Consider the following 18,289-nt stretch of genomic DNA (forward strand, 5'->3'; position numbering starts at 1 on the left):
ATGATGAAAAAAATGAAAATTGCCTTGGTTTTTGGCACTGGAATTATTGCAGGAAGTATTCTTACTCCCCTTGCCACCTCACAAGCAAGCAGCAATCTTGTACTGGCAAGCGTAGAATGGGTTACATCCCAGCTGACACCGATTAACAGCCGGGTAGCTAATCTTGAGAGAGAAATACAAACTCTGAAGCAAATGAATACCAATCCTGCACTGCCTTCAAAAGTTTATGTTAAATCTGTGATCGCTGACGTCCACTCCGGTGCGATGGAGCATTACAGAGTACTTGCCAGTGTTCCTGTTTCACAGATACTGAACGTGTCTCAAGAAATAACTTCTGAGGACGGAAAGTATTACAAAGTCGAATACAGTACTGGCAAAACCGGATGGATTCCTGCAACAGAAGTAAGCGCCGATCCTGTCGCCAAACCAGCATCCTTTATTGTCAAAACTCCTGGAGCTGTATACAGCGGAGCATCTGTTACCGGCTATAAAAAAGTAGGTTCTGTCTCTCAGGGACAAACTCTTAAGTACGTGAATGCCTATAAAAACCGCTCCACAAATGAAATTTGGATCAACGTTCAGCTTTCAAACGGTATTAAAGGATGGGTCAAGCAGCAATCCGGCGAGGTGAAATAACGCCATGAATAAAAAGAAACTAATTGGAGGGGCGCTGCTGACGGCAGCCCTCCTCTTCGGATTTAATCCATCCGGACAAGCCTACGAAAAACAAACCTATGCAACCGAAACAAAAGTACAGCTGAAAAAAGCATCATCTCTTCAAGTTCAGCTCAACGGACTTTTTGAAATGGAAAACCTGACCTCCAGGGAAAAAACGCTATTAGTGCCCTCCGTGGCCGTAACTCTATCAGCGAATAATGGTACGGCTAAGCTAACGGCTGGATCAGACTCTTATTCAGCAGGTGCAGGCTTCAAAGTTTCAGAGATTGCGAGTCCTCCTGGAAAAATTGTAAGATTCACAAGCCCTACAGAAGTCAGAAAGAGCGCAGTGGACACTTCAGAATCGATACGGACGATGAAGAAAATTGAAGCGGCAGAATACATTTCTGAAATCACCAGCTCTGGAGCAATTTGGTTCAATGTCCAGCTTTCCAACGGAACTAGAGGCTGGGTATCTTCTAAATCGTCCATTGCAGAGTCCGCACCAGCAGGATTGTCCTTATTCAAATACGGCACCCTGCAATACCGGGGGAGCTTCGAAGCAAAAGCGGACGGCAATTTATCAGCACTATACAATCTATTAAGCCTTGAAGACTACCTGAAAGGCGTTGTTCCGAATGAAATGCCGGCAAGCTGGCATCCTGAAGCCCTTAAAGCACAGGCAATCGTAGCACGGAGCTATGCCGTAAACAGCATGGGCCTCTCCAATACGGCGAAAAGCCAAGTCTATAATGGCTACACAAAAGAGGATCCACGCTCAAACGCAGCTGTCACCGCAACAGCCGGTGTCATGGCGAAGCATAACGGCAAGCCCGTTCAAACGTTCTTCTATTCGACGAGCGGCGGACAAACGGCCAATGCATGGGATGTCTGGGGATCCAGCCAAACAACCTTCCCTTATCTTAAAAGCGTAACGGATCCTTACGAATCATCCATCCACAGCAATTGGACGGACACCTTCCGCTCCTCAACGATTTTGGGGAAATTCGGATTCAATCCAGAGACAACCGTTCTTTATGATATTAAAGCCATACCAACTGGTCAAAATGGAGAGATTGGCCAAGTAACGATAACGACCTCTGCCGGCAGTAAAACAATCAGCGGAAAAGAAGGCGAGATTCGTTCGCTTTTCCCAGTCGCCAAATATTACAACCAGCTGCGCTCCAACTGGTTCACGATGAATCCAGTCAAGTCTTTTACGGTTAAAGGCACCGGCTCCGCCGTTCAGCAGCAATTTTCCGTAACAGGCAGCACTGTAATGGCAGCTGATGGGACAACATCCACAGTCCAGGGAGCACAGGTGAGCATTCAAACTGCTTCCGGTGAAGTCACGCAAGAATCCGATCCTGCCACCATCGCCATCAACGGCAAAGGCTGGGGACACCGCATCGGCATGAGCCAATACGGCGCCAACGGCTTCGCCCAAAAAGGCTTCAAAGCAGAAGCAATCGTCCAGCATTACTTCCCTGGTACCGTTGTGGGGAAATAATAGGTGGGAGAGAACAGTCCTGGTAATTTGGGGCTGTTTTTTTATTTGGGTTGGTGGTGGTGGCGGTGTGTTTGCACTGACCCCCGTTTCGCTAAAGCACTAAACCTCCGTCCCCGCTCCTCACCAGGCCTTGCCCCCCAGCACTTGTGGCGATTCTTCCTCTTTCCCCCGCTGCGTTACTGTGGTGGGGGTCAGTGCAATGCTACCCTGCCCTTTTAAAACAAAAAACCAGCGCACCGGCGATGGCGGCGCCTGACCCGCACTCTATTAGCGAACTAAAGCTCTGGCACCTTCTTCCCAAACCCTTGGTACATAAGGCGCTATAGTTCCATGCCTCTGTCCCCAGTTACGGTGAAGCATCGCGGGACTGGCACCGTGCCTGACCCGCTGCTCTCTACCAGACTAAAGCTCCGGCACCCTTATCCACAAACCCTTGCAGCACAAGGGCTCAGAGATCTCACTCTCCTTCCCCACTTGCTTTAAAGCACAGCGGGACTGGCACCAAAAACTGCTTACACCGCTCTCTCCGCCATTTACAAAACAAAAAACCCCCGCACACCGGCAGGGATTCTCACTTCACTATTTCAAAATATCCTCTTTCGGAGACTCGTCTCCGTTGATCACATAGTACCGGTCTCCATCCTTCTGAAGAATCCAAAAGTAGGTTCCGCCTATTTTTGATTCTTCAAGCACGACGGTCCAGTCCTCTTTGTATTCTTCTTTCAGCATATTGGCTGCTTTTTCCTTCAGCTTACTTTTTTCAATCGGAGTAAAGGTGAATTTTTCAATCCCTCCGACTTGGGTCACTTTATCGGAAAACATTATTTTGCTGATTTCCATGTCATCCTTACTGATTCCTGATTTGCTGAAATGCTCGTAAAACTTGTTCATATCGTCTTTTTGAGCATCCATATATACTTTTTTAACTGTCTCCGCTGCGGCTGCCATTTCTTCCTTTGCATTGGCTTCGGGGTCTTGGCATGCTGCCATGAGAACGATGGATAGGATTATCCATACGCTTAGGATCCATTGCTTTTTCATCTGATTCCGTCCTTTTAACATATGATATCTCTATTATAGAGCGGACGGTACAAAAGAACTAGGTCAACTATTGTTAAAATTATGTAAAGGGACCTCCCAATGGAAGGTCCCTTTACAATCAGGAAGGCTGCTCGTCCAGCCTGTTTTTACGGTGTTTCGAAATCATCCGGAATAGTAAAAGCAGCACATATGGGGTCAGCAGAATGATTAGTACGGATACCCATAATGTGTTCAAAAGGAAATCAGCAAATCCGCCAATGACGACCCGCGGAATGTTGACCGTAAAGAAAACGAACAAAGCTAGAAACAGCGGGTTTTTTGGAAGACGGATAAAGATCATATAGACAAGCTGAATGACAAATCCAACGTAAATCGTTCCAATGATGACCCCAGCATAGCCAAAGTTTGCATAAGCTTCTGCTGCGAACAGTGTATTCAAAACCCCTGCCGTTCCTTCTTCTACCCGCTGCGGATAGAAGACTTCCATTGCTAATCTTGCTGAGCGGATTTGTTCCATATCATAAAGCCCAATCAATGATGAAGGAAGGCTTCGTCCATTTAATAGATCTAGTCGGTCAGTAAACAAATCAAGGTGCAAGTAAAACGGTGCAACCTGGGACAGCAATATCCGGCCGATTGGTCCCCTGTTATACGATAGGAAGCTCGACGGATCCGTTACCCCCTGGATAAATACATACATGACAACTAGGAGAACGGCTCCAAGCCCGGCGAGTACCGCTAAACGGAACCACGTCAATTTGATGATTTTCAGATAAATCAATAGGAGGAGCACCATGATCATGTAGAAGAAAATCGGTGCTTTGGATAAATCGTAAACCGACAGGAACAGTGCTCCACCGGTTGTTAAAGCAAATAAGACAAACCACCGATACTGTTTCCGCTGAATAAAATAAATGAATGTGATCATCGACAGGATCGGTGCCAGCGCAACGCCAAAAATGTTGCGGATAACCGTGCTGCCCCCGAACCCGTGGGAAGCTGAAATTCGTAGCTGGTCAAGATTATCAGAACCCTTTAATAGCTCCAGCAAAGGAATCGTGTCAATTTTCAGGATCGTATACCCAATGGCTCCCATAGAAAGCATCGTGAAAAACGCATACAGGTAAAACATTTGGCTGCCATTTTCCTCGCGGTACACCGGGGCCTCCATATAGCTCCTGAACTCTTTTTGCCCATCAAAGGATGCAAGCTTGCTCACCAAGAACATCGTGAGCGGCATGGCAACCATAATGAAGCAGATGAAGAAAAATCCCTGATAGCGGAAATAATCATCGGATAGCAGCTCAATCATATAATGCTCATCAATATTGAGCACAATCAGCAAAGAGCCTATAAAGGTGGAGGCGAGCAGCGAATAATAAAAGGTAATGGATATTAAGTTTGGGGTTAAGAGGGACATGGAGCCTGATACTTTTCTAAACAGTATAAACGATAGAACCAGTACCGCAGCCCAAATCAAGAAATAAACCATAATACGACCGTAACTCCTTTGTTTAAAAGATAAGCGGGCACCACGATGCCCGCTCTAAATTTACTTCTTGAGGTGGTCGACCAAATGCTTTGCACTGTCTCCGTCGCCAAAAGCAGGCTCATAAGCTGATGTGTACACGCTGTTGACTGCTTCCAAAATCTTCTCCGTATCAGAACCTACTAGGATATTTCCTTTGTTCTGAACCGTTTCAATCCACTCTGTTTCTTCTCGCAGTGTCACACAAGGGATTTGCAGGAAGTATGCTTCCTTCTGCACTCCACCTGAGTCTGTAAGAATTTTCTCTGCTTCACTTTCTAGACGAAGCATATCAAGGTACCCAACCGGCTCAATCACTTTAAGGTTCGGTACTTCTTCAAGATTAATGCCGTAGCCCTCAAGCTTATGCTTTGTACGAGGGTGGATTGGCCAGACAAGCGTCTTGTCAATTTGTTTGAACGCTTCCAGAATGTTTTGCATTTTCTCCGGGAAGTCTGTATTCTCTGCACGGTGCAGAGTAACAAGATGATAGCCTTTGCTCTCTAAGCTGTGCTGTTCAAGGATCTTGGAATCCGCTGCAAGCTTTTGATTGTACATAACGGCGTCATACATCACATCACCAACGTTGAATACGTTATGTGTAACATTCTCGTTTTTCAGGTTCTGAATTGCTGTATCTGTCGGGCAGAACAGGTACTCAGACACATGATCGGTCATGATGCGGTTTACTTCCTCCGGCATCTTTTTATTGAAAGAGCGAAGACCCGCTTCAATATGGATAACCGGAATATGCATTTTGGATGCAGCAAGTGCACCAGCTAACGTTGAATTCGTATCACCGTAAACAAGAACGTAAGCAGGTTCTTCCTTTACTAATACCTCTTCAATTTTCGCTAGCATTTCACCTGTTTGTTTTCCGTGAGAGCTCGAACCTACGTTCAGATGATAATCCGGCTTCGGAATATTCAGCTCATCGAAAAAGATGTCTGACATGTTTTTATCATAATGCTGTCCCGTATGGACAATAATTTCGTCAAAGGATTTGCGAAGCTCTCTGGATACAGGAGCTGCTTTAATAAATTGAGGTCTCGCCCCGATAATTGTTACAACCTTCAAGCTGCTTCCTCCGTTCTTCCCTTTTTACGCAGAGTCAGTAAAACTCCGCCGTTTGTAAGCAAGAAAAATGCCCAAGGCACAAGTACAAGCCAAACACTTAAGTCTGAGAAATCCAATATGTATTGGACCGCTGCAATGGAAAGGATGCTTGTGATGAACATGAAAATCAGTTTGCCTACCGGTGTTGGGACATGATATGTCTTTTGGCTTCTAATAAAAATGGCAGCACATGCGTAGCCGTACGATAAAGTGATGGCAAGTGCTGCACCCCATAATCCCATAGCCGGGATTAACACTACGTTTAGTATTAAGCTAATAATGGCTGCTATACCAAATTGAATTGAAATTGGTTTCGTTTCTTTTTTTATGAAAAGGCCTACAGAGATAATCAGGTAATAAAAGTTAAGGAATGTTCCCAAGCTTAAAAGTGGGACATAAACACTTGCCGGATGGAATACTTTATTTTGCACCATCAATTTAAAGATAGCAGGAATAAAGGTAGCGATTCCCATAAGCCCAAACATTCCAATTGCAAAAATCAATACATACACACTGCCAAACAATTTCTTTGCATCCGGTTTATCCTTAATTGACATTGAGTATGGCCTCCAAGCCATTTGAACTCCTGATGTCAATAGCGTTATAACGGTTGCAAACTTTACTGCGGCTCCAAAAAGTCCAGCAGCTCCAGGGCCGTCAAATGCTGTCAGAATAAGGCGGTTGGCTGAAGCAATAAGCCAAAAGGATAAAGAAGCCGGTACTAAAGGAGCTGCATAAATTAAGATTTCCTTCATTAACTTCTTATCAAATTTAAATGTGATAAGATTTTTAAAATGCGGGAGCAGAAATACAATAATGATGCTTGCAGCTGCTATTCTCCCAAACATAATCATATCTACTTCCTGTTCCCAATATTTAAGAAACAGATAGGAGAAGAGCGCGACCATTCCCAAACGGGCTACAGTTGCAATGACAACCCGCCATGTCAAAAACTCAAATCTAAAGTAGGTCAATACCAAGGTAATCAGCGCTTCCAGTAAAAGAACAATGAAAGCGAGCTGGACTGTTTTTTCATAGCCCGGTGCTTGTGCGACAAGCATCGATACCTGAGAACCTAAAACAACAGATAGCAAATATAAAATAAAAGCAACCGCAAAACGGAATAAGAGAACATTTCTTACGTAATCCATTTTTCTGCCAGCATGCTTCTTTTCAAAAAAATAAAAAGCAAGAGCAGAATCCGTACCGAATATAACCAAAAACGTCATTAAATTGGTTATAGAATCGATATTTTCAAAAACTCCATATTCGGTGTCTCCGAGAAAAGATGTATAAATGGGAAGCATTAAAAAGGCAATCAGCTTCGTTCCAACATTCATTAAAGCATAAAGGAGGGAATCCCCTCCAAAACGCTTGAGTTGCTTTAGCAAGTTACAGCAGCTCCCTCTTATCTACCGGTCTGAGGAATTTTGCAGGGATTCCTTTGACGACGGTTTCGGCTTCTGTGTCTTTTGTGACAAGAGCGCCGGCCGCGACGAAGGTTTCTTCTGCGACTGTGATGCCTGGCAGGATGATGGAGGCACCGCCTACGCGGGCTCCTTTTTTAACGGTTGCGCCTTTGATTTTGTCAAAGCGCTCTTCTGTGCGTCCCATGAAGTTGTCGTTCGTTGTGGTGACACATGGTGCGATGAAGACAAAGTCTTCTAGCTCTGTATAAGCTGTGATGTATGAGTTCGATTGAATTTTCACACGGCGGCCGATTTTGACGTGGTTCTCAACGGTTACGCCGCGGCCGACGATGCATTCATCTCCGATTTCTACATTTTCACGAACACTTGCCAGGTCCGCAACCAGCGTGGAATGGCCGATTTTCGCACCCGCGTAAAGAACTGCATTGCTTCCAATCGTGACATTGTCGCCTAGTTCAAGCGGTGCCATGGCGCTAGTTAGTTTGACTGTGCTTGTTTTCCCCGGAGTCGGCTGCTTGCCGATCACTGCCCCATCAGCAATGCGTACGCCGTCTCCAACAACCGTTCCTGCGTAAATGGTCACGTGGTTTCCAATGGAAACATTTTTCCCAATCAGAACGCCTTCCTCAATCACATTAAAGTGGCCAAGTACAACGGAATCATCCAATTTCACCGAGTTGTTGATTACATTCATCGAACAACGCTCCCTCTTACAGTTTTGTATAGTTAGCAGGCTTGTTCTCTACATGTTTCATCGCATTACGCGTGTCAAATAGGGAACGGCTGTGTTTTCCGATCATTTCATAATCAAACGTGCTGTGATCGGTAGTCAGAAGAACCAGATCAGACTCTTCAAGCAATCCTTCCGTCATTGGAACCGTTTCTACTACTCCTCCGCGAAGCTTGAAAGAAGTAACGAATGGATCCACGACTCTTACATCAGCACCCTCTTCAAATAAAGAGTTTAGGATGTGAAGAACTGGAGATTCACGAACATCGTCGATATCTTTTTTGTATGCTACACCAAGAACGGTTATTTTTGCACCGCGCATTGCTTTTCCGTCTCTGTTCAAGAGGCGCATGCTGCGCTCTACTACGTGCTCAGGCATTGCGTTGTTGATCTCGCCAGCAAGCTCGATTAGACGAGTGTGGTAGTTGTATTCACGTGCTTTCCAAGTCAGGTAGAATGGATCGATTGGAATACAGTGTCCGCCAAGACCCGGTCCTGGATAGAATGCCATAAATCCGTAAGGCTTCGTTTTTGCTGCATCAATCACTTCCCATACATCAATGCCCATACGCTCGCAAAGGATCGCCATTTCATTCGCAAGAGCGATATTGATGTGGCGGAACGTGTTTTCAAAGATTTTCTCCATTTCGGCAACAGCCGGACTGGAAACTTCGAATACTTCCCCTTCAAGAACGTGACGGTAAAGAGAAGAAGCCACTTTCGTACAGTTCGCTGTAATTCCGCCAACTACTTTAGGTGTATTTTTCGTTTTAAATTCTTTGTTACCCGGATCCACACGCTCTGGAGAGTAAGCTACGAAAATATCTTCTCCAATTACATAGCCTTTGTTTTCAAAAGCAGGGACAACGATTTCTTCTGTTGTTCCAGGGTAGGTTGTTGATTCAAGAACAACAAGCATTCCTTTGTGTGCAAAATTTGCAATTGCGTTAGAAGAGCTTTCTACATAAGAAGTATCCGGCTGCTGATGGTGGTCAAGCGGTGTTGGAACACAGATTGCCACTGCATCTACATCCTGAATTCTTGAGTAGTCTGTTGTCGCTTCAAGAAGGCCGTTTGCAATGATTTCCTTAAGGTCTTCGTTTACAACGTCACCGATGTAGTTGTTACCGTCGTTAACCATGTCAACGCGGGATTGCTGTACATCAAAGCCGATCACTTTATAGCCGGCTTTCGCTTTTTCAACCGCAAGCGGAAGTCCTACATAACCTAATCCAACGACACCAATCGTTGCATTTTTTGATTCTATTTTCGAAAGCAACTCATCAATATGAGCTCCCATAGTCGTTCATCTCCTTAAAATATCTCACTCTTATTTCGTTACTGCTGGTTTTGAAAGAAACACTTTTTTGCCAGTTTCGGCAGACTCTAAAATCGCATTGATCAGCTGAATCGGTGCATGTCCGTCAAGGCCAGTGACGATTGGGTCACGGTCTTCCTTAACCGCTGCCGCCATATCCTCAATGATCCACTGATGTCCCGGCTTGCCAAACGGATCCGCTTCAATTTCCTTCATAGCGGATTCACGGTCTTCATCCGTTTCCCCTTCAAAATCCCACGTCTCAATAAAGTTCGCATTGCGCCCGCTGATTTTGGCGCTGCCTGTCTCTCCAAATATCGCCAATGATTCTTCAAGGTTCTTCGGGTAAATCGTTGTAGCTGCTTCAATGACTCCAAGAGCTCCAGATTCAAACTCTACCACACTGACAGCCAAGTCTTCTGTTTCAATTTTGCGGAAACGTGTAGTAGCCATAGCCTGTACACTTTTCACAGGTCCCATGAACCATAGAAGCAAATCAAGATTATGAATCGCCTGGTTCATCAGAACGCCGCCGTCAAATTTCTTTGTTCCGCGCCATGGAGCCTGATCATAATACTCCTGACCGCGGTTCCATCTTACTGTTGCGTTAGCATGGCTGAATTTACCGAACTTGCCTGCATCCATTTGCTCGCGCAGCTTGCGGATTGCCGGACGGAAACGGTTAGGATGGACAACGGAAAGCTTCACACCGTTTTTCGCTGCTGCTTCCATGATTTTCTCGCTGTCATCATCCTTTAGAGCCATTGGCTTTTCAACGACAATATGCTTTCTGTAAGCAGCCACAAGTGACGCAAGCGGCTCATGCAGTCCGGATGGAGTACAAATGTTTACGACATCCAAGCCGTCCTGCTCCTTCAGCATTTGCTCAAGATCGGTATACGTGTTTACTTTGCCTTCGTATTCAGCAAGGCGATCCGGATTTGTATCACAAACCGCAATCAGGTTCGCTCCGGCTGCATCCTCAATCGCCTGGATATGTTTTTTCGCAATAAAACCCATTCCTACTACTGCAAAATTAACCATGAATCTCCGCTCTCCTTGCATCACCTATATATTTCGACAGCATCAGGCCTAGTAATGTTAAAAACAAGCCTAAAATAAAACCGACGATTGCGTTAGCTTTTGCATTGTTGTCTTGTTTTGCTACTTCTTTGCTTTGCATTAAAGGTTTCTCAAATTGCAGGATATCGGTTTTCATACCCTGTATTGAATCATCGTAGTCAGAGATCAGCTTTTCTTCTTTAGCAATGGCATCAGAAAGGGTAGTCAGCTCTTCGCTATTCAAATTTTCAAAGTCCGTTTGCAGCTTGTCGGACATTACCCCGTATGACTTCTCAACGGATTTAAGGCGGTCCTCATAGGCTGCTAATTTGTTCTCAGTCAAATCTAAACGCGAGTTATATTCATTCTTTAATTCTCCAATATACTCTGCAGATGCTTTGTTCAACAGGTTTTCCACTGAAGCTTTATCCTTGCCCTTTACGGAAAATTCCACTTTGGATTGTCCCAAAACTTCAATCTTTAGCTTTTTACCGTATTTTTCCTGATAAACCGATTCAAGAAGCTCTGGATCCGTTAGATAATCTGATTTCAAGGTAGCGGTAAAGAAGTTCGAATTCCCTTCATACCCCTTGCTCACCGCAATAGATAATCCATAAGCAAGAATCGCAACTGCAACCGGAATGCCGATAATGAGCCATTTCTTTTTCCAAAAATACATTAAGTACTCGTATAGATAGTCACGTTTTTCCATGCGTTAACTCCTTGTGAGATAGTAAATGCAGTTAGCCTAAACAAACAAACAAGCCCCTTTTACCGGTAGGATTTCCCGGTAAAAGGCGACTTATAGCGTTTTAGTTATAAAATTTTTCGATGCACTCAACTACATAAGTTTGCTGTTCTTCGGTAAGCTCTGGGAACATTGGAAGGGAAATCGCTTCTCTGGCAGCCTTATCGGACTCAGGGAAGTCTCCTTCTTTGTAGCCAAGCTCTGCGAATACAGGCTGAACATTCAATGGCAGCGGATAGTAGATCATCGTTGCCACGCCTTGCTCTTTCAAGTACGCTTGAAGCTCATCACGGCGGTCAACACGGATTGTGTATTGGTGGAACACGTGATGGCGGTCGCTTACCTCGATTGGTGTAACGACTTTATCTTGAAGCTTGTTCTTTAGAAGTGCTGTGTAGATATCTGCACGTGCACGGCGCTTTTCGCTCCACTCATTCAAATGAGGGAATTTAACGTTCAATACAGCAGCCTGCATTTCATCAAGGCGGCTGTTATATCCCAGCACGTGGTGGTAATATTTCGGCTTGCTTCCGTGAACGCGGATGACGCTCATTTTTTCAGCAAGGTCCTCATGCTTCGTTACGATCATACCCGCATCGCCGTAAGCACCAAGGTTTTTCGTCGGGAAGAAGCTGTATGTAGCCGTATGGCCATACTCCCCTGTGTGCTTTCCTTTATAAGTGGCACCGATTGCCTGAGCTGCATCTTCTACAACAAAAATGCCGTGCTTGTCCGCAATTTCCATAATGCGGTCCATTTCAGCCATTTGTCCGTATAGGTGAACAGGGATAATCGCTTTTGTTTTAGGAGTGATTTTCTCTTCAATCAGCTCCGGGTTAATATTGAAGGTTACCGGATCAATATCAACGAATACAGGCGTTGCTCCGCAGCGGGCAATGGCCCCAGCTGTTGCGAAAAACGTAAACGGAGTCGTGATTACTTCATCACCAGCCGTTACGCCGCATGCCTGCAAAGAAATATGTATAGCGTCACTGCCGTTGGCTACGCCTACTGCATATGGTACGTTACTGAATTCAGCTACGTCAGTCTCCAATTTTTTCACATTGCTTCCCAGGATAAAACGTGTAGATGTCATCACGTCATCCAGTGCTTTCAGCATTTCGTCCCGCAAATTGGAATATTGTTCGGAAAGATCTAACATAGGCACTTTCATACAGTATCTTCTCCTTAGCATCATCTAATTTTCAGTACCGGCGATAACTGCTTAAATACCAGCAATCAGGGACGGTCTGTTTTTTTCATACTTTCTCATTTTAGCATAATGGAGCAGGTTTTTGTCACAGAGCGTCGAACGTCATACAATTGTTAAAGCTGTATTATGTTTAACATGACCTTGTTTCATTCTGCTTACTCCTGTCAGGCATTTTTGCCGGCAGAAACGACCTTTTTCTCCCTTTGTCAAATAGATAAATTTCCACCTAGTACACAATATCACATGTGCCCTGAAATTAAAACAGTTCATAGCAGGGTTGAAAACCTTTCCAATGCATTTTTTTCAAATAAATCCAAAGAATTTCAGGGATTATGATATAATGTGCATGTTTAATAGGAAGAGAATCGATAAACTGCACGTATATGCAGGAGAAAAATCGACCCTCAGACAACACAGTCTGAAAGGAAACTTCAAAGTGGGAGCGCGTCTAAGATGTCAATTATTTATGAAAAGTACATGGAGCTCAAATCAAAAAATCAAATAAAGAAGCTTCATAAAATAGTAGAGAAAATCAATGCCCTTGAAGATACATATAAAGGGCTGACCGATGAGCAGCTGCGAATGAAAACCTCCGCCCTCAAAGAATCCCTCCAGAACGGTAAATCGATGGAAGATATCCGTCCCCATGCATTTGCTTTGGTCAGAGAAGCGGCTAAACGTACGATAAAACAGCGCCACTATGATGTTCAGCTAATCGGCGGACTCGTGCTATCAGAAGGAAACATCTCACAAATGCAGACAGGTGAAGGGAAAACCCTGGTTGCCTCTCTCCCAAGCTTTCTTTTCGCTCTTCACGGAAAAGGTGTTCACGTCATTACCTCAAACGAATACCTTGCGAAGCGCGACTTTGAACTGATTGGACAAATCCACCGATTTCTCGGTCTTGAAGTTGGCTTAAATCTGTCTGAAATGGATACAGAAGAAAAGAAGCAGGCTTACCTGTGTGACATTACGTACGGAACAGGCAATGAATTTGGATTCGATTACCTTCGTGATCACATGGTCAACCAGCCTTCCGAAAAAGTTCAAAGAGGACAAGCCTTTGCCATTCTCGATGAGATTGACAGCATTTTGATTGATGAAGCACGGACACCGCTGATCATCGCTAATAAATCAGGTGCTTCTATCGAGCTTTTTGAAATTACTTCCATGATCGTTAAGTCCTTTAAAAAAGGCGAAGAAATTGAAGTTGACCTCCCTTCCCGCCAGGTTCATTTAACGGAGAAAGGGATTGAACGCATTGAAAAGACGTTTGGAATCGATAACCTTTATTCATCCGATCATCAGGTTCTCTTCCATTATATAAATCAGTCCCTGCAGGCTGAATTTATCCTTCGCCGCGATGTGGATTACATTGTTAAGGAAGGAAAAATCGAGCTTGTTGATGCCTTCACCGGACGTGTAATGGACGGCCGAAACTTGAGCCACGGACTTCATCAGGCAATTGAAGCAAAAGAAGGTCTTGAAATTAATGAAGAGAACGTAACCCAGGCAACGGTTACCGTTCAGAACTATTTCAGAATGTATTCCATTCTTTCTGGAATGACTGGAAGTGCAATTCCTGCCCAAAAAGAGTTTATGGATATCTACTATCTGGACGTTGTTGAAATTCCGACCAACCGTCCAAAACGCCGTAAGGACGAGCCGGATCTTATCTATCAGACACTAAACCAAAAATACAAAAGGATCGCTGATGAAGTTAAGGTTATAAGCGAATCAGGACGGCCTGTGCTTATTGGAACAACTTCCATTCACCAATCCGAAATGCTTTCCGCCTACTTAAAGAAGGCAAAGGTCACTCACCAGCTGCTTAATGCCAAAACAGAAGAACAGGAAGCTAAACTGATTGCTATGGCAGGACAGCAAGGACAGGTCACGATTTCAACGAACATGGCCGGCCGCGGAACAGATATCCTGCTCGGTGAGGGAGTTGCCAAGCTCGGCGGACTTCACATTATCGGAACAGAACGACATGAAAGCGAGCGTGTAGATATGCAGCTCCGCGGACGTGCCGGCCGTCAGGGAGACCCGGGTTCCTCTCAGTTTATTGTGTCACTCGAGGATGACCTTTTGAATCAGTACGATGATGAAGAACTGGAAAAGTGGCTTAAGAAGATGAAGGCTGATGAAAACGGTCTTGTCATAAGCCCTGATCCGCGCAAGTTTATGGATAAAGTACAGGAAACCATTGAAAATCAGCATTTCTCAGGACGCGTTCATTTGCTGAAGCTTGAAGACCACCTGGATCAGCAGCGAAAGGCAATTTACGGGATTCGAAACACCTTGCTTGATAGCGAGGAGCTTGCCTCTTCCTTAATCGAGCAGTTCAGAACCGTTTACCAGGAGACGCTGGATGAGCTGTGCCCTCCTAATAAGACGCCTGAAGAATGGGATAGCTCTGCTCTTTACATGAAGCTTCAATCCATCTTCCCTCTTTCCACTGATGCAGCCTCGCTGGCAGGAAGAGAACGTGAAGACATAGAGGACATGCTTGAAAAAGATGTAAATGCGTATCTATTAGGACTAAGCAAAGTCGATGAAGAGGAAAACATTGCCCAGCAAGCAAGAAGCTTCTCTCTCTCCCTGCTCGATCAGGCATGGATTGCCCATCTTGATGTAATGGATGAGCTGAAGGAAGGCATACACCTCCGCTCATATGGACAAGAGGATCCGTATCGCCTGTTCCAGCTTGAGTCGCATCATTCCTTTGAGGAAATGCTGAAGGAATACCGCCATGCTTTATTTGCAAAAATCCAATTCATCCTGCCTAACACTCAGGAAATGGAGGGAATTCAATCATGACAACCAGCACAGCGGACCAAACCGTCCTTTCCTTTCACCCTTCCTGGGAGGTAAGCAAGCAGGAATATTACGTTTATCAATATCACCTTCTTCAGCTTGATCCGCTTGAAGAGAGCCAGCTCTCTATCTCAGGTCTGAAGCTTGAAGCATACGACGATTTCTTTTCCATCACTTCATTTATTAGAAGTACAGTCAGCAAACCGATCCAATTCGAAATGCTGCAGCTTCTTTTATTGGATGAAAATCAAAAAGTTGTTGCCCGCGAGACATTCGATATGGAGCATTTCGGTGAACTTCCTCCCAACACAGCGCGTCCATGGAGATTCCTTTTTGGTACGGACACCCTGCTGGAAGGTAAAGAAATCCCGTCCGGCAGCTGGACAATTGCGTTCGAGCTGAAAAAGAAAAAAGAACACGTCCTTGACCTCGATCCATCCTGGAGAGAAGGACTCACGCCCGAGCAGACTAAGCGCCTTGAACAAATGGTGCTGGACCTGCCGCCTATGGGAGCGAACGAACTGAACATGATGGGACTCGAGGCCGCCCTCAGTCCGGCAGGCGACTTAAAAATATCCCTGCTGATCCGGAACGGCAGCCTGAATAACGTAAAACTAGAGCAAATCCCTCTAGCCGTTGAAGATGCTGCAGGCGACATCGTAGCAAACGGTCTGTTTAAAACGGAAGGCCTTGAAGTCAAAGGCAACACAAGCAAACCTTGGAGCTTCGTCTTCCCGAAAGATATCATTAGAAAAGAACATCCCGATTTCACTACCTGGCGCGTTTACCCGCCTCAGGGGTGAGTATTGGACTGGTAGCAGGAATCCTTTTGAGGGTTCCTGTTTTTTGTTTTCAGGTCGGTGTTTGAGATTGGTGTGCTGTCGCTAGGAAGCTGGAGATAGCGGAAAAGTTCGGCAGGAGGCGCCTGACCCGCAGTGCTTTAACGCATAAGGGGTCACAGGCACGGCTCCCCAATCCCTTGTATACCAAGGGATTGAGAAGTCGGTGTCAAAGCTTTAGCTTATTAGAGATGAGCGGGACTGGCACCGTGCCAGTCCCCACATTCTTTAACGCAACTGGGGACGGAGACAGTAGCGTGAAACTCCTTGTGCCGTATGGGGTTCCGAAGTTGGTGCCAGAGCTTCAGTTCTTTAGCAGAGTACGGGTCAGGCACCACACAACATGCTACTCTCACCTCCAACCCCCGTAAACAAACAAAAAACTCCAAAGCCCAACCAGGCTCTGGAGTTTCAAAGATTAAGACGCCTTCCGTCTCTGTCTCATACTGTAATCACGTACCCAAATCGGAATCCTCATCATAAGGCTGATGAGAAGGACGATGAGAACGAGGACAGCGGCGGACTTGTCAGCAATCTGAGCAGCATCTTCTACAAGTGCTTCGGACTGAACGTACCATAGGTGGACAGGAAGCGTTCCCCCTTGGGAAAGCGGATTGAAGTCCCACATAGCACCTGATGTACCGGTTCCTCCAGCAAGCAGGATAACGGCGGATTCTCCGAAAGCACGGCAGGCTGCTAAACTGACTCCTGTTAAGATACCTGAAAGAGCAGCAGGTATGACTACCTTTACAATCGTAGTAGATTTCGTTGCACCCATAGCGAGTGACGCTTCACGCAGCTCGGCCGGGACGGATGTAATCGATTCTTCTGTTACCCGTGTGATAACCGGCAGATTTAATAGAGACAGCGCGATTCCCGCTCCTAAAATGGTTAAACCGATGTCAAAAATATCGACGAACAGTACGTATCCAAAAAGGCCAAAGACAATGGATGGAACGGAGGCTAAGCTTTCAACACACGTTCGAATAAACTCGGTTACTCGATTGGCAGGTGCGTATTCGGCAAGATAAATTCCGGCTCCTATTCCAATTGGCAAGGATATCGCCATCGCTATGATCAGCACGTAAATGGAGTTGAATAGGAAGGGTCCGACTCCTCCCCCAGCGAGAATCTCATCAGGAAGGTTCACTAGGAAATCCGGTCTTAGGATTGGAAGACCCTTTGCTAAAATGGTATAAAGCAGTGCCGCGATGGTTATGACAATGACAGCTGCGACTCCCCAAAGAATGCCGGTCAGCAAGCGGTCCATCATGTATCTGGACTTTTTCTTCGGAATTTGAATTCTTTCCTTCATCATGATTAAGCCCCCTTCGTTCTGATTCTGCGGATAATCAGAATCATGATAGTTGAAATGATCAGCAACAGGAAGGCCATCATATAAAGGGCATTGTTCCAGGCAGAACCAAATTCCACATCAATAATCTGGTTGACGATCGTAGTCGTTAATACGGCTGTCGGCGTGTACAAATCCGTCGGAAGCTGTGCCGTATTTCCGATGACCATTACAACCGCCATCGTTTCTCCAATCGCTCTTGCCATTCCAAGAATAACGGCCGTCAGAATACCAGGGCTTGCTGCAGGCAGGATCACGCGGAATATAGTTTGCAACCGCGTGCTCCCCATCGCATAACTCGCTTCTCTTAGTTCGGTCGGAACCGCGGCAATCGCATCATCACTGATTCTAGTAATTGTCGGAAGTACCATTAAGGTAAGAACAATGGCAGCTGCAAGAAGACCATCTCCGACTAACGCACCTGTTGCACTCCGGATGAAGGGTACAAGGATCGTCAATCCAAGATATCCATAAACGATTGACGGAATTCCGACAAGCAAATCGAGCAGAGGGCGGAGTATTCTTTTAAGCCAGTCCGGGGCCACTTCTACTGTAAAGATTGCTAATGCCAGAGAGATAGGTCCTGCAAATACAAGGGTTAATGCCGTTAAAGACAGTGTGCCGAGAATGAAAACGGCGGCTCCGTATTTTTCAGCGTATGGATCCCATGTGAAAGAAAAGAAAAATTCCGTCGGAGACACGTCATTAAATACTTGCAGACCTGTTTTTCCGATGAATAAGATGATTGAGAATAAAACAACACCGAGTAACAGCGCGCTGCCCAATGAGTAAACGTAGAACGCTCTGTTTTTAGCATAACTTGATTTTTTAATAACGGCCTTTTCGCTAATTTCCGCAGGCGGCGTCATGATATCCTGTTCGATCTTCGCCATTTTGGTGGTCCTCCATGATTATGCAAAGCC

15 protein-coding genes are annotated in these 18,289 nt (G+C 45.4%); 4 read left to right on the forward strand and 11 right to left on the reverse strand.

The window, feature by feature from the left end; genetic code table 11:
• Both J9317_RS18300 and J9317_RS18305 read left to right on the forward strand, forming a co-directional pair.
• On the forward strand, positions 1 to 636 hold the full coding sequence (locus J9317_RS18300; RefSeq protein WP_211561284.1) for an SH3 domain-containing protein: 636 nt from the start codon (positions 1 to 3) through the stop codon (positions 634 to 636).
• A 4-nt stretch (positions 637 to 640) separates the two neighbouring features.
• Positions 641 to 2,167, forward strand: a complete 1,527-nt coding sequence (locus J9317_RS18305) for a SpoIID/LytB domain-containing protein (RefSeq protein WP_211561286.1) — start codon at positions 641 to 643, stop codon at positions 2,165 to 2,167.
• A gap of 579 nt (positions 2,168 to 2,746) precedes the next feature.
• Here J9317_RS18305 and J9317_RS18310 read toward each other — a convergent pair.
• The 9 genes from J9317_RS18310 to J9317_RS18350 all read right to left on the reverse strand — a co-directional run bounded on the left by J9317_RS18310 (position 2,747) and on the right by J9317_RS18350 (position 12,314).
• Positions 2,747 to 3,208 carry a hypothetical protein gene (locus J9317_RS18310; protein ID WP_211561288.1) on the reverse strand — a complete coding sequence of 154 codons (462 nt, stop codon included), beginning with the start codon at positions 3,206 to 3,208 and terminating at the stop codon, positions 2,747 to 2,749.
• Positions 3,209 to 3,326: 118 nt separating this feature from the next.
• The gene (locus J9317_RS18315; RefSeq protein ID WP_211561290.1) at positions 3,327 to 4,700 is read right to left on the reverse strand and encodes an oligosaccharide repeat unit polymerase; all 1,374 of its coding nucleotides are present in this window, start codon (positions 4,698 to 4,700) and stop codon (positions 3,327 to 3,329) included.
• 60 nt (positions 4,701 to 4,760) lie between these two features.
• A complete protein-coding gene (wecB, locus tag J9317_RS18320) occupies positions 4,761 to 5,813 on the reverse strand; it encodes a non-hydrolyzing UDP-N-acetylglucosamine 2-epimerase (RefSeq protein WP_211561297.1) in 1,053 nt (350 codons plus the stop codon).
• Positions 5,810 to 7,243, reverse strand: a complete 1,434-nt coding sequence (locus J9317_RS18325) for an oligosaccharide flippase family protein (protein WP_211561304.1) — start codon at positions 7,241 to 7,243, stop codon at positions 5,810 to 5,812. Before J9317_RS18325 ends, wecB begins: the two co-directional genes overlap by 4 nt.
• A gap of 1 nt (position 7,244) precedes the next feature.
• Complete coding sequence (locus J9317_RS18330) at positions 7,245 to 7,976, reverse strand: acyltransferase (protein ID WP_211561306.1); 732 nt, start codon at positions 7,974 to 7,976, stop codon at positions 7,245 to 7,247.
• Between the two features lie 16 nt (positions 7,977 to 7,992).
• Complete coding sequence (locus J9317_RS18335; protein ID WP_211561308.1) at positions 7,993 to 9,312, reverse strand: nucleotide sugar dehydrogenase; 1,320 nt, start codon at positions 9,310 to 9,312, stop codon at positions 7,993 to 7,995.
• A 30-nt stretch (positions 9,313 to 9,342) separates the two neighbouring features.
• Entirely contained in the window at positions 9,343 to 10,374 is a 1,032-nt protein-coding gene (locus J9317_RS18340; protein ID WP_211561310.1) for a Gfo/Idh/MocA family protein, read from the reverse strand.
• Positions 10,367 to 11,104 carry a GumC domain-containing protein gene (locus J9317_RS18345; protein ID WP_211561312.1) on the reverse strand — a complete coding sequence of 246 codons (738 nt, stop codon included), beginning with the start codon at positions 11,102 to 11,104 and terminating at the stop codon, positions 10,367 to 10,369. The genes J9317_RS18340 and J9317_RS18345 overlap by 8 nt, the downstream gene beginning before the upstream one ends.
• A 100-nt stretch (positions 11,105 to 11,204) precedes the next feature.
• On the reverse strand, positions 11,205 to 12,314 hold the full coding sequence (locus tag J9317_RS18350) for a DegT/DnrJ/EryC1/StrS family aminotransferase (RefSeq protein WP_035404833.1): 1,110 nt from the start codon (positions 12,312 to 12,314) through the stop codon (positions 11,205 to 11,207).
• A gap of 492 nt (positions 12,315 to 12,806) precedes the next feature.
• Between J9317_RS18350 and secA2 the strand changes: the two genes are divergently transcribed.
• Together secA2 and J9317_RS18360 are read left to right on the forward strand one after the other, a co-directional pair.
• Positions 12,807 to 15,176 carry an accessory Sec system translocase SecA2 gene (gene secA2 / locus J9317_RS18355; protein WP_211561314.1) on the forward strand — a complete coding sequence of 790 codons (2,370 nt, stop codon included), beginning with the start codon at positions 12,807 to 12,809 and terminating at the stop codon, positions 15,174 to 15,176.
• Entirely contained in the window at positions 15,173 to 15,976 is an 804-nt protein-coding gene (locus tag J9317_RS18360; protein ID WP_211561316.1) for an accessory Sec system S-layer assembly protein, read from the forward strand. Before secA2 ends, J9317_RS18360 begins: the two co-directional genes overlap by 4 nt.
• A gap of 454 nt (positions 15,977 to 16,430) precedes the next feature.
• Here the strand turns inward: J9317_RS18360 and pstA are convergent, their stop codons facing one another.
• Both pstA and pstC read right to left on the reverse strand, forming a co-directional pair.
• Positions 16,431 to 17,327 carry a phosphate ABC transporter permease PstA gene (gene pstA, locus J9317_RS18365; RefSeq protein ID WP_211562506.1) on the reverse strand — a complete coding sequence of 299 codons (897 nt, stop codon included), beginning with the start codon at positions 17,325 to 17,327 and terminating at the stop codon, positions 16,431 to 16,433.
• Between the two features lie 5 nt (positions 17,328 to 17,332).
• A complete protein-coding gene (gene pstC, locus J9317_RS18370; protein ID WP_211561318.1) occupies positions 17,333 to 18,259 on the reverse strand; it encodes a phosphate ABC transporter permease subunit PstC in 927 nt (308 codons plus the stop codon).
• Positions 18,260 to 18,289 lie beyond the last annotated feature (30 nt).

The organism is Metabacillus flavus (assembly GCF_018283675.1).
Classification (GTDB): Bacteria; Bacillota; Bacilli; order Bacillales; family Bacillaceae; genus Metabacillus_B; species Metabacillus_B flavus.

Excerpts from the sequence above, each read along its gene's own strand:
- J9317_RS18300 (WP_211561284.1), top strand. The coding sequence starts at position 1 with ATGATGAAAAAAATGAAAATTGCCTTGGTTTTTGGCACTGGAATTATT.
- J9317_RS18305 (WP_211561286.1), top strand. The coding sequence starts at position 641 with ATGAATAAAAAGAAACTAATTGGAGGGGCGCTGCTGACGGCAGCCCTC.
- J9317_RS18310 (WP_211561288.1), bottom strand. The coding sequence starts at position 3,208 with ATGAAAAAGCAATGGATCCTAAGCGTATGGATAATCCTATCCATCGTT.
- J9317_RS18315 (WP_211561290.1), bottom strand. The coding sequence starts at position 4,700 with ATGGTTTATTTCTTGATTTGGGCTGCGGTACTGGTTCTATCGTTTATA.
- J9317_RS18330 (WP_211561306.1), bottom strand. The coding sequence starts at position 7,976 with ATGAATGTAATCAACAACTCGGTGAAATTGGATGATTCCGTTGTACTT.
- J9317_RS18335 (WP_211561308.1), bottom strand. The coding sequence starts at position 9,312 with ATGGGAGCTCATATTGATGAGTTGCTTTCGAAAATAGAATCAAAAAAT.
- J9317_RS18340 (WP_211561310.1), bottom strand. The coding sequence starts at position 10,374 with ATGGTTAATTTTGCAGTAGTAGGAATGGGTTTTATTGCGAAAAAACAT.
- J9317_RS18345 (WP_211561312.1), bottom strand. The coding sequence starts at position 11,104 with ATGGAAAAACGTGACTATCTATACGAGTACTTAATGTATTTTTGGAAA.
- J9317_RS18350 (WP_035404833.1), bottom strand. The coding sequence starts at position 12,314 with ATGAAAGTGCCTATGTTAGATCTTTCCGAACAATATTCCAATTTGCGG.
- secA2 (WP_211561314.1), top strand. The coding sequence starts at position 12,807 with ATGTCAATTATTTATGAAAAGTACATGGAGCTCAAATCAAAAAATCAA.
- J9317_RS18360 (WP_211561316.1), top strand. The coding sequence starts at position 15,173 with ATGACAACCAGCACAGCGGACCAAACCGTCCTTTCCTTTCACCCTTCC.
- pstA (WP_211562506.1), bottom strand. The coding sequence starts at position 17,327 with ATGAAGGAAAGAATTCAAATTCCGAAGAAAAAGTCCAGATACATGATG.
- pstC (WP_211561318.1), bottom strand. The coding sequence starts at position 18,259 with ATGGCGAAGATCGAACAGGATATCATGACGCCGCCTGCGGAAATTAGC.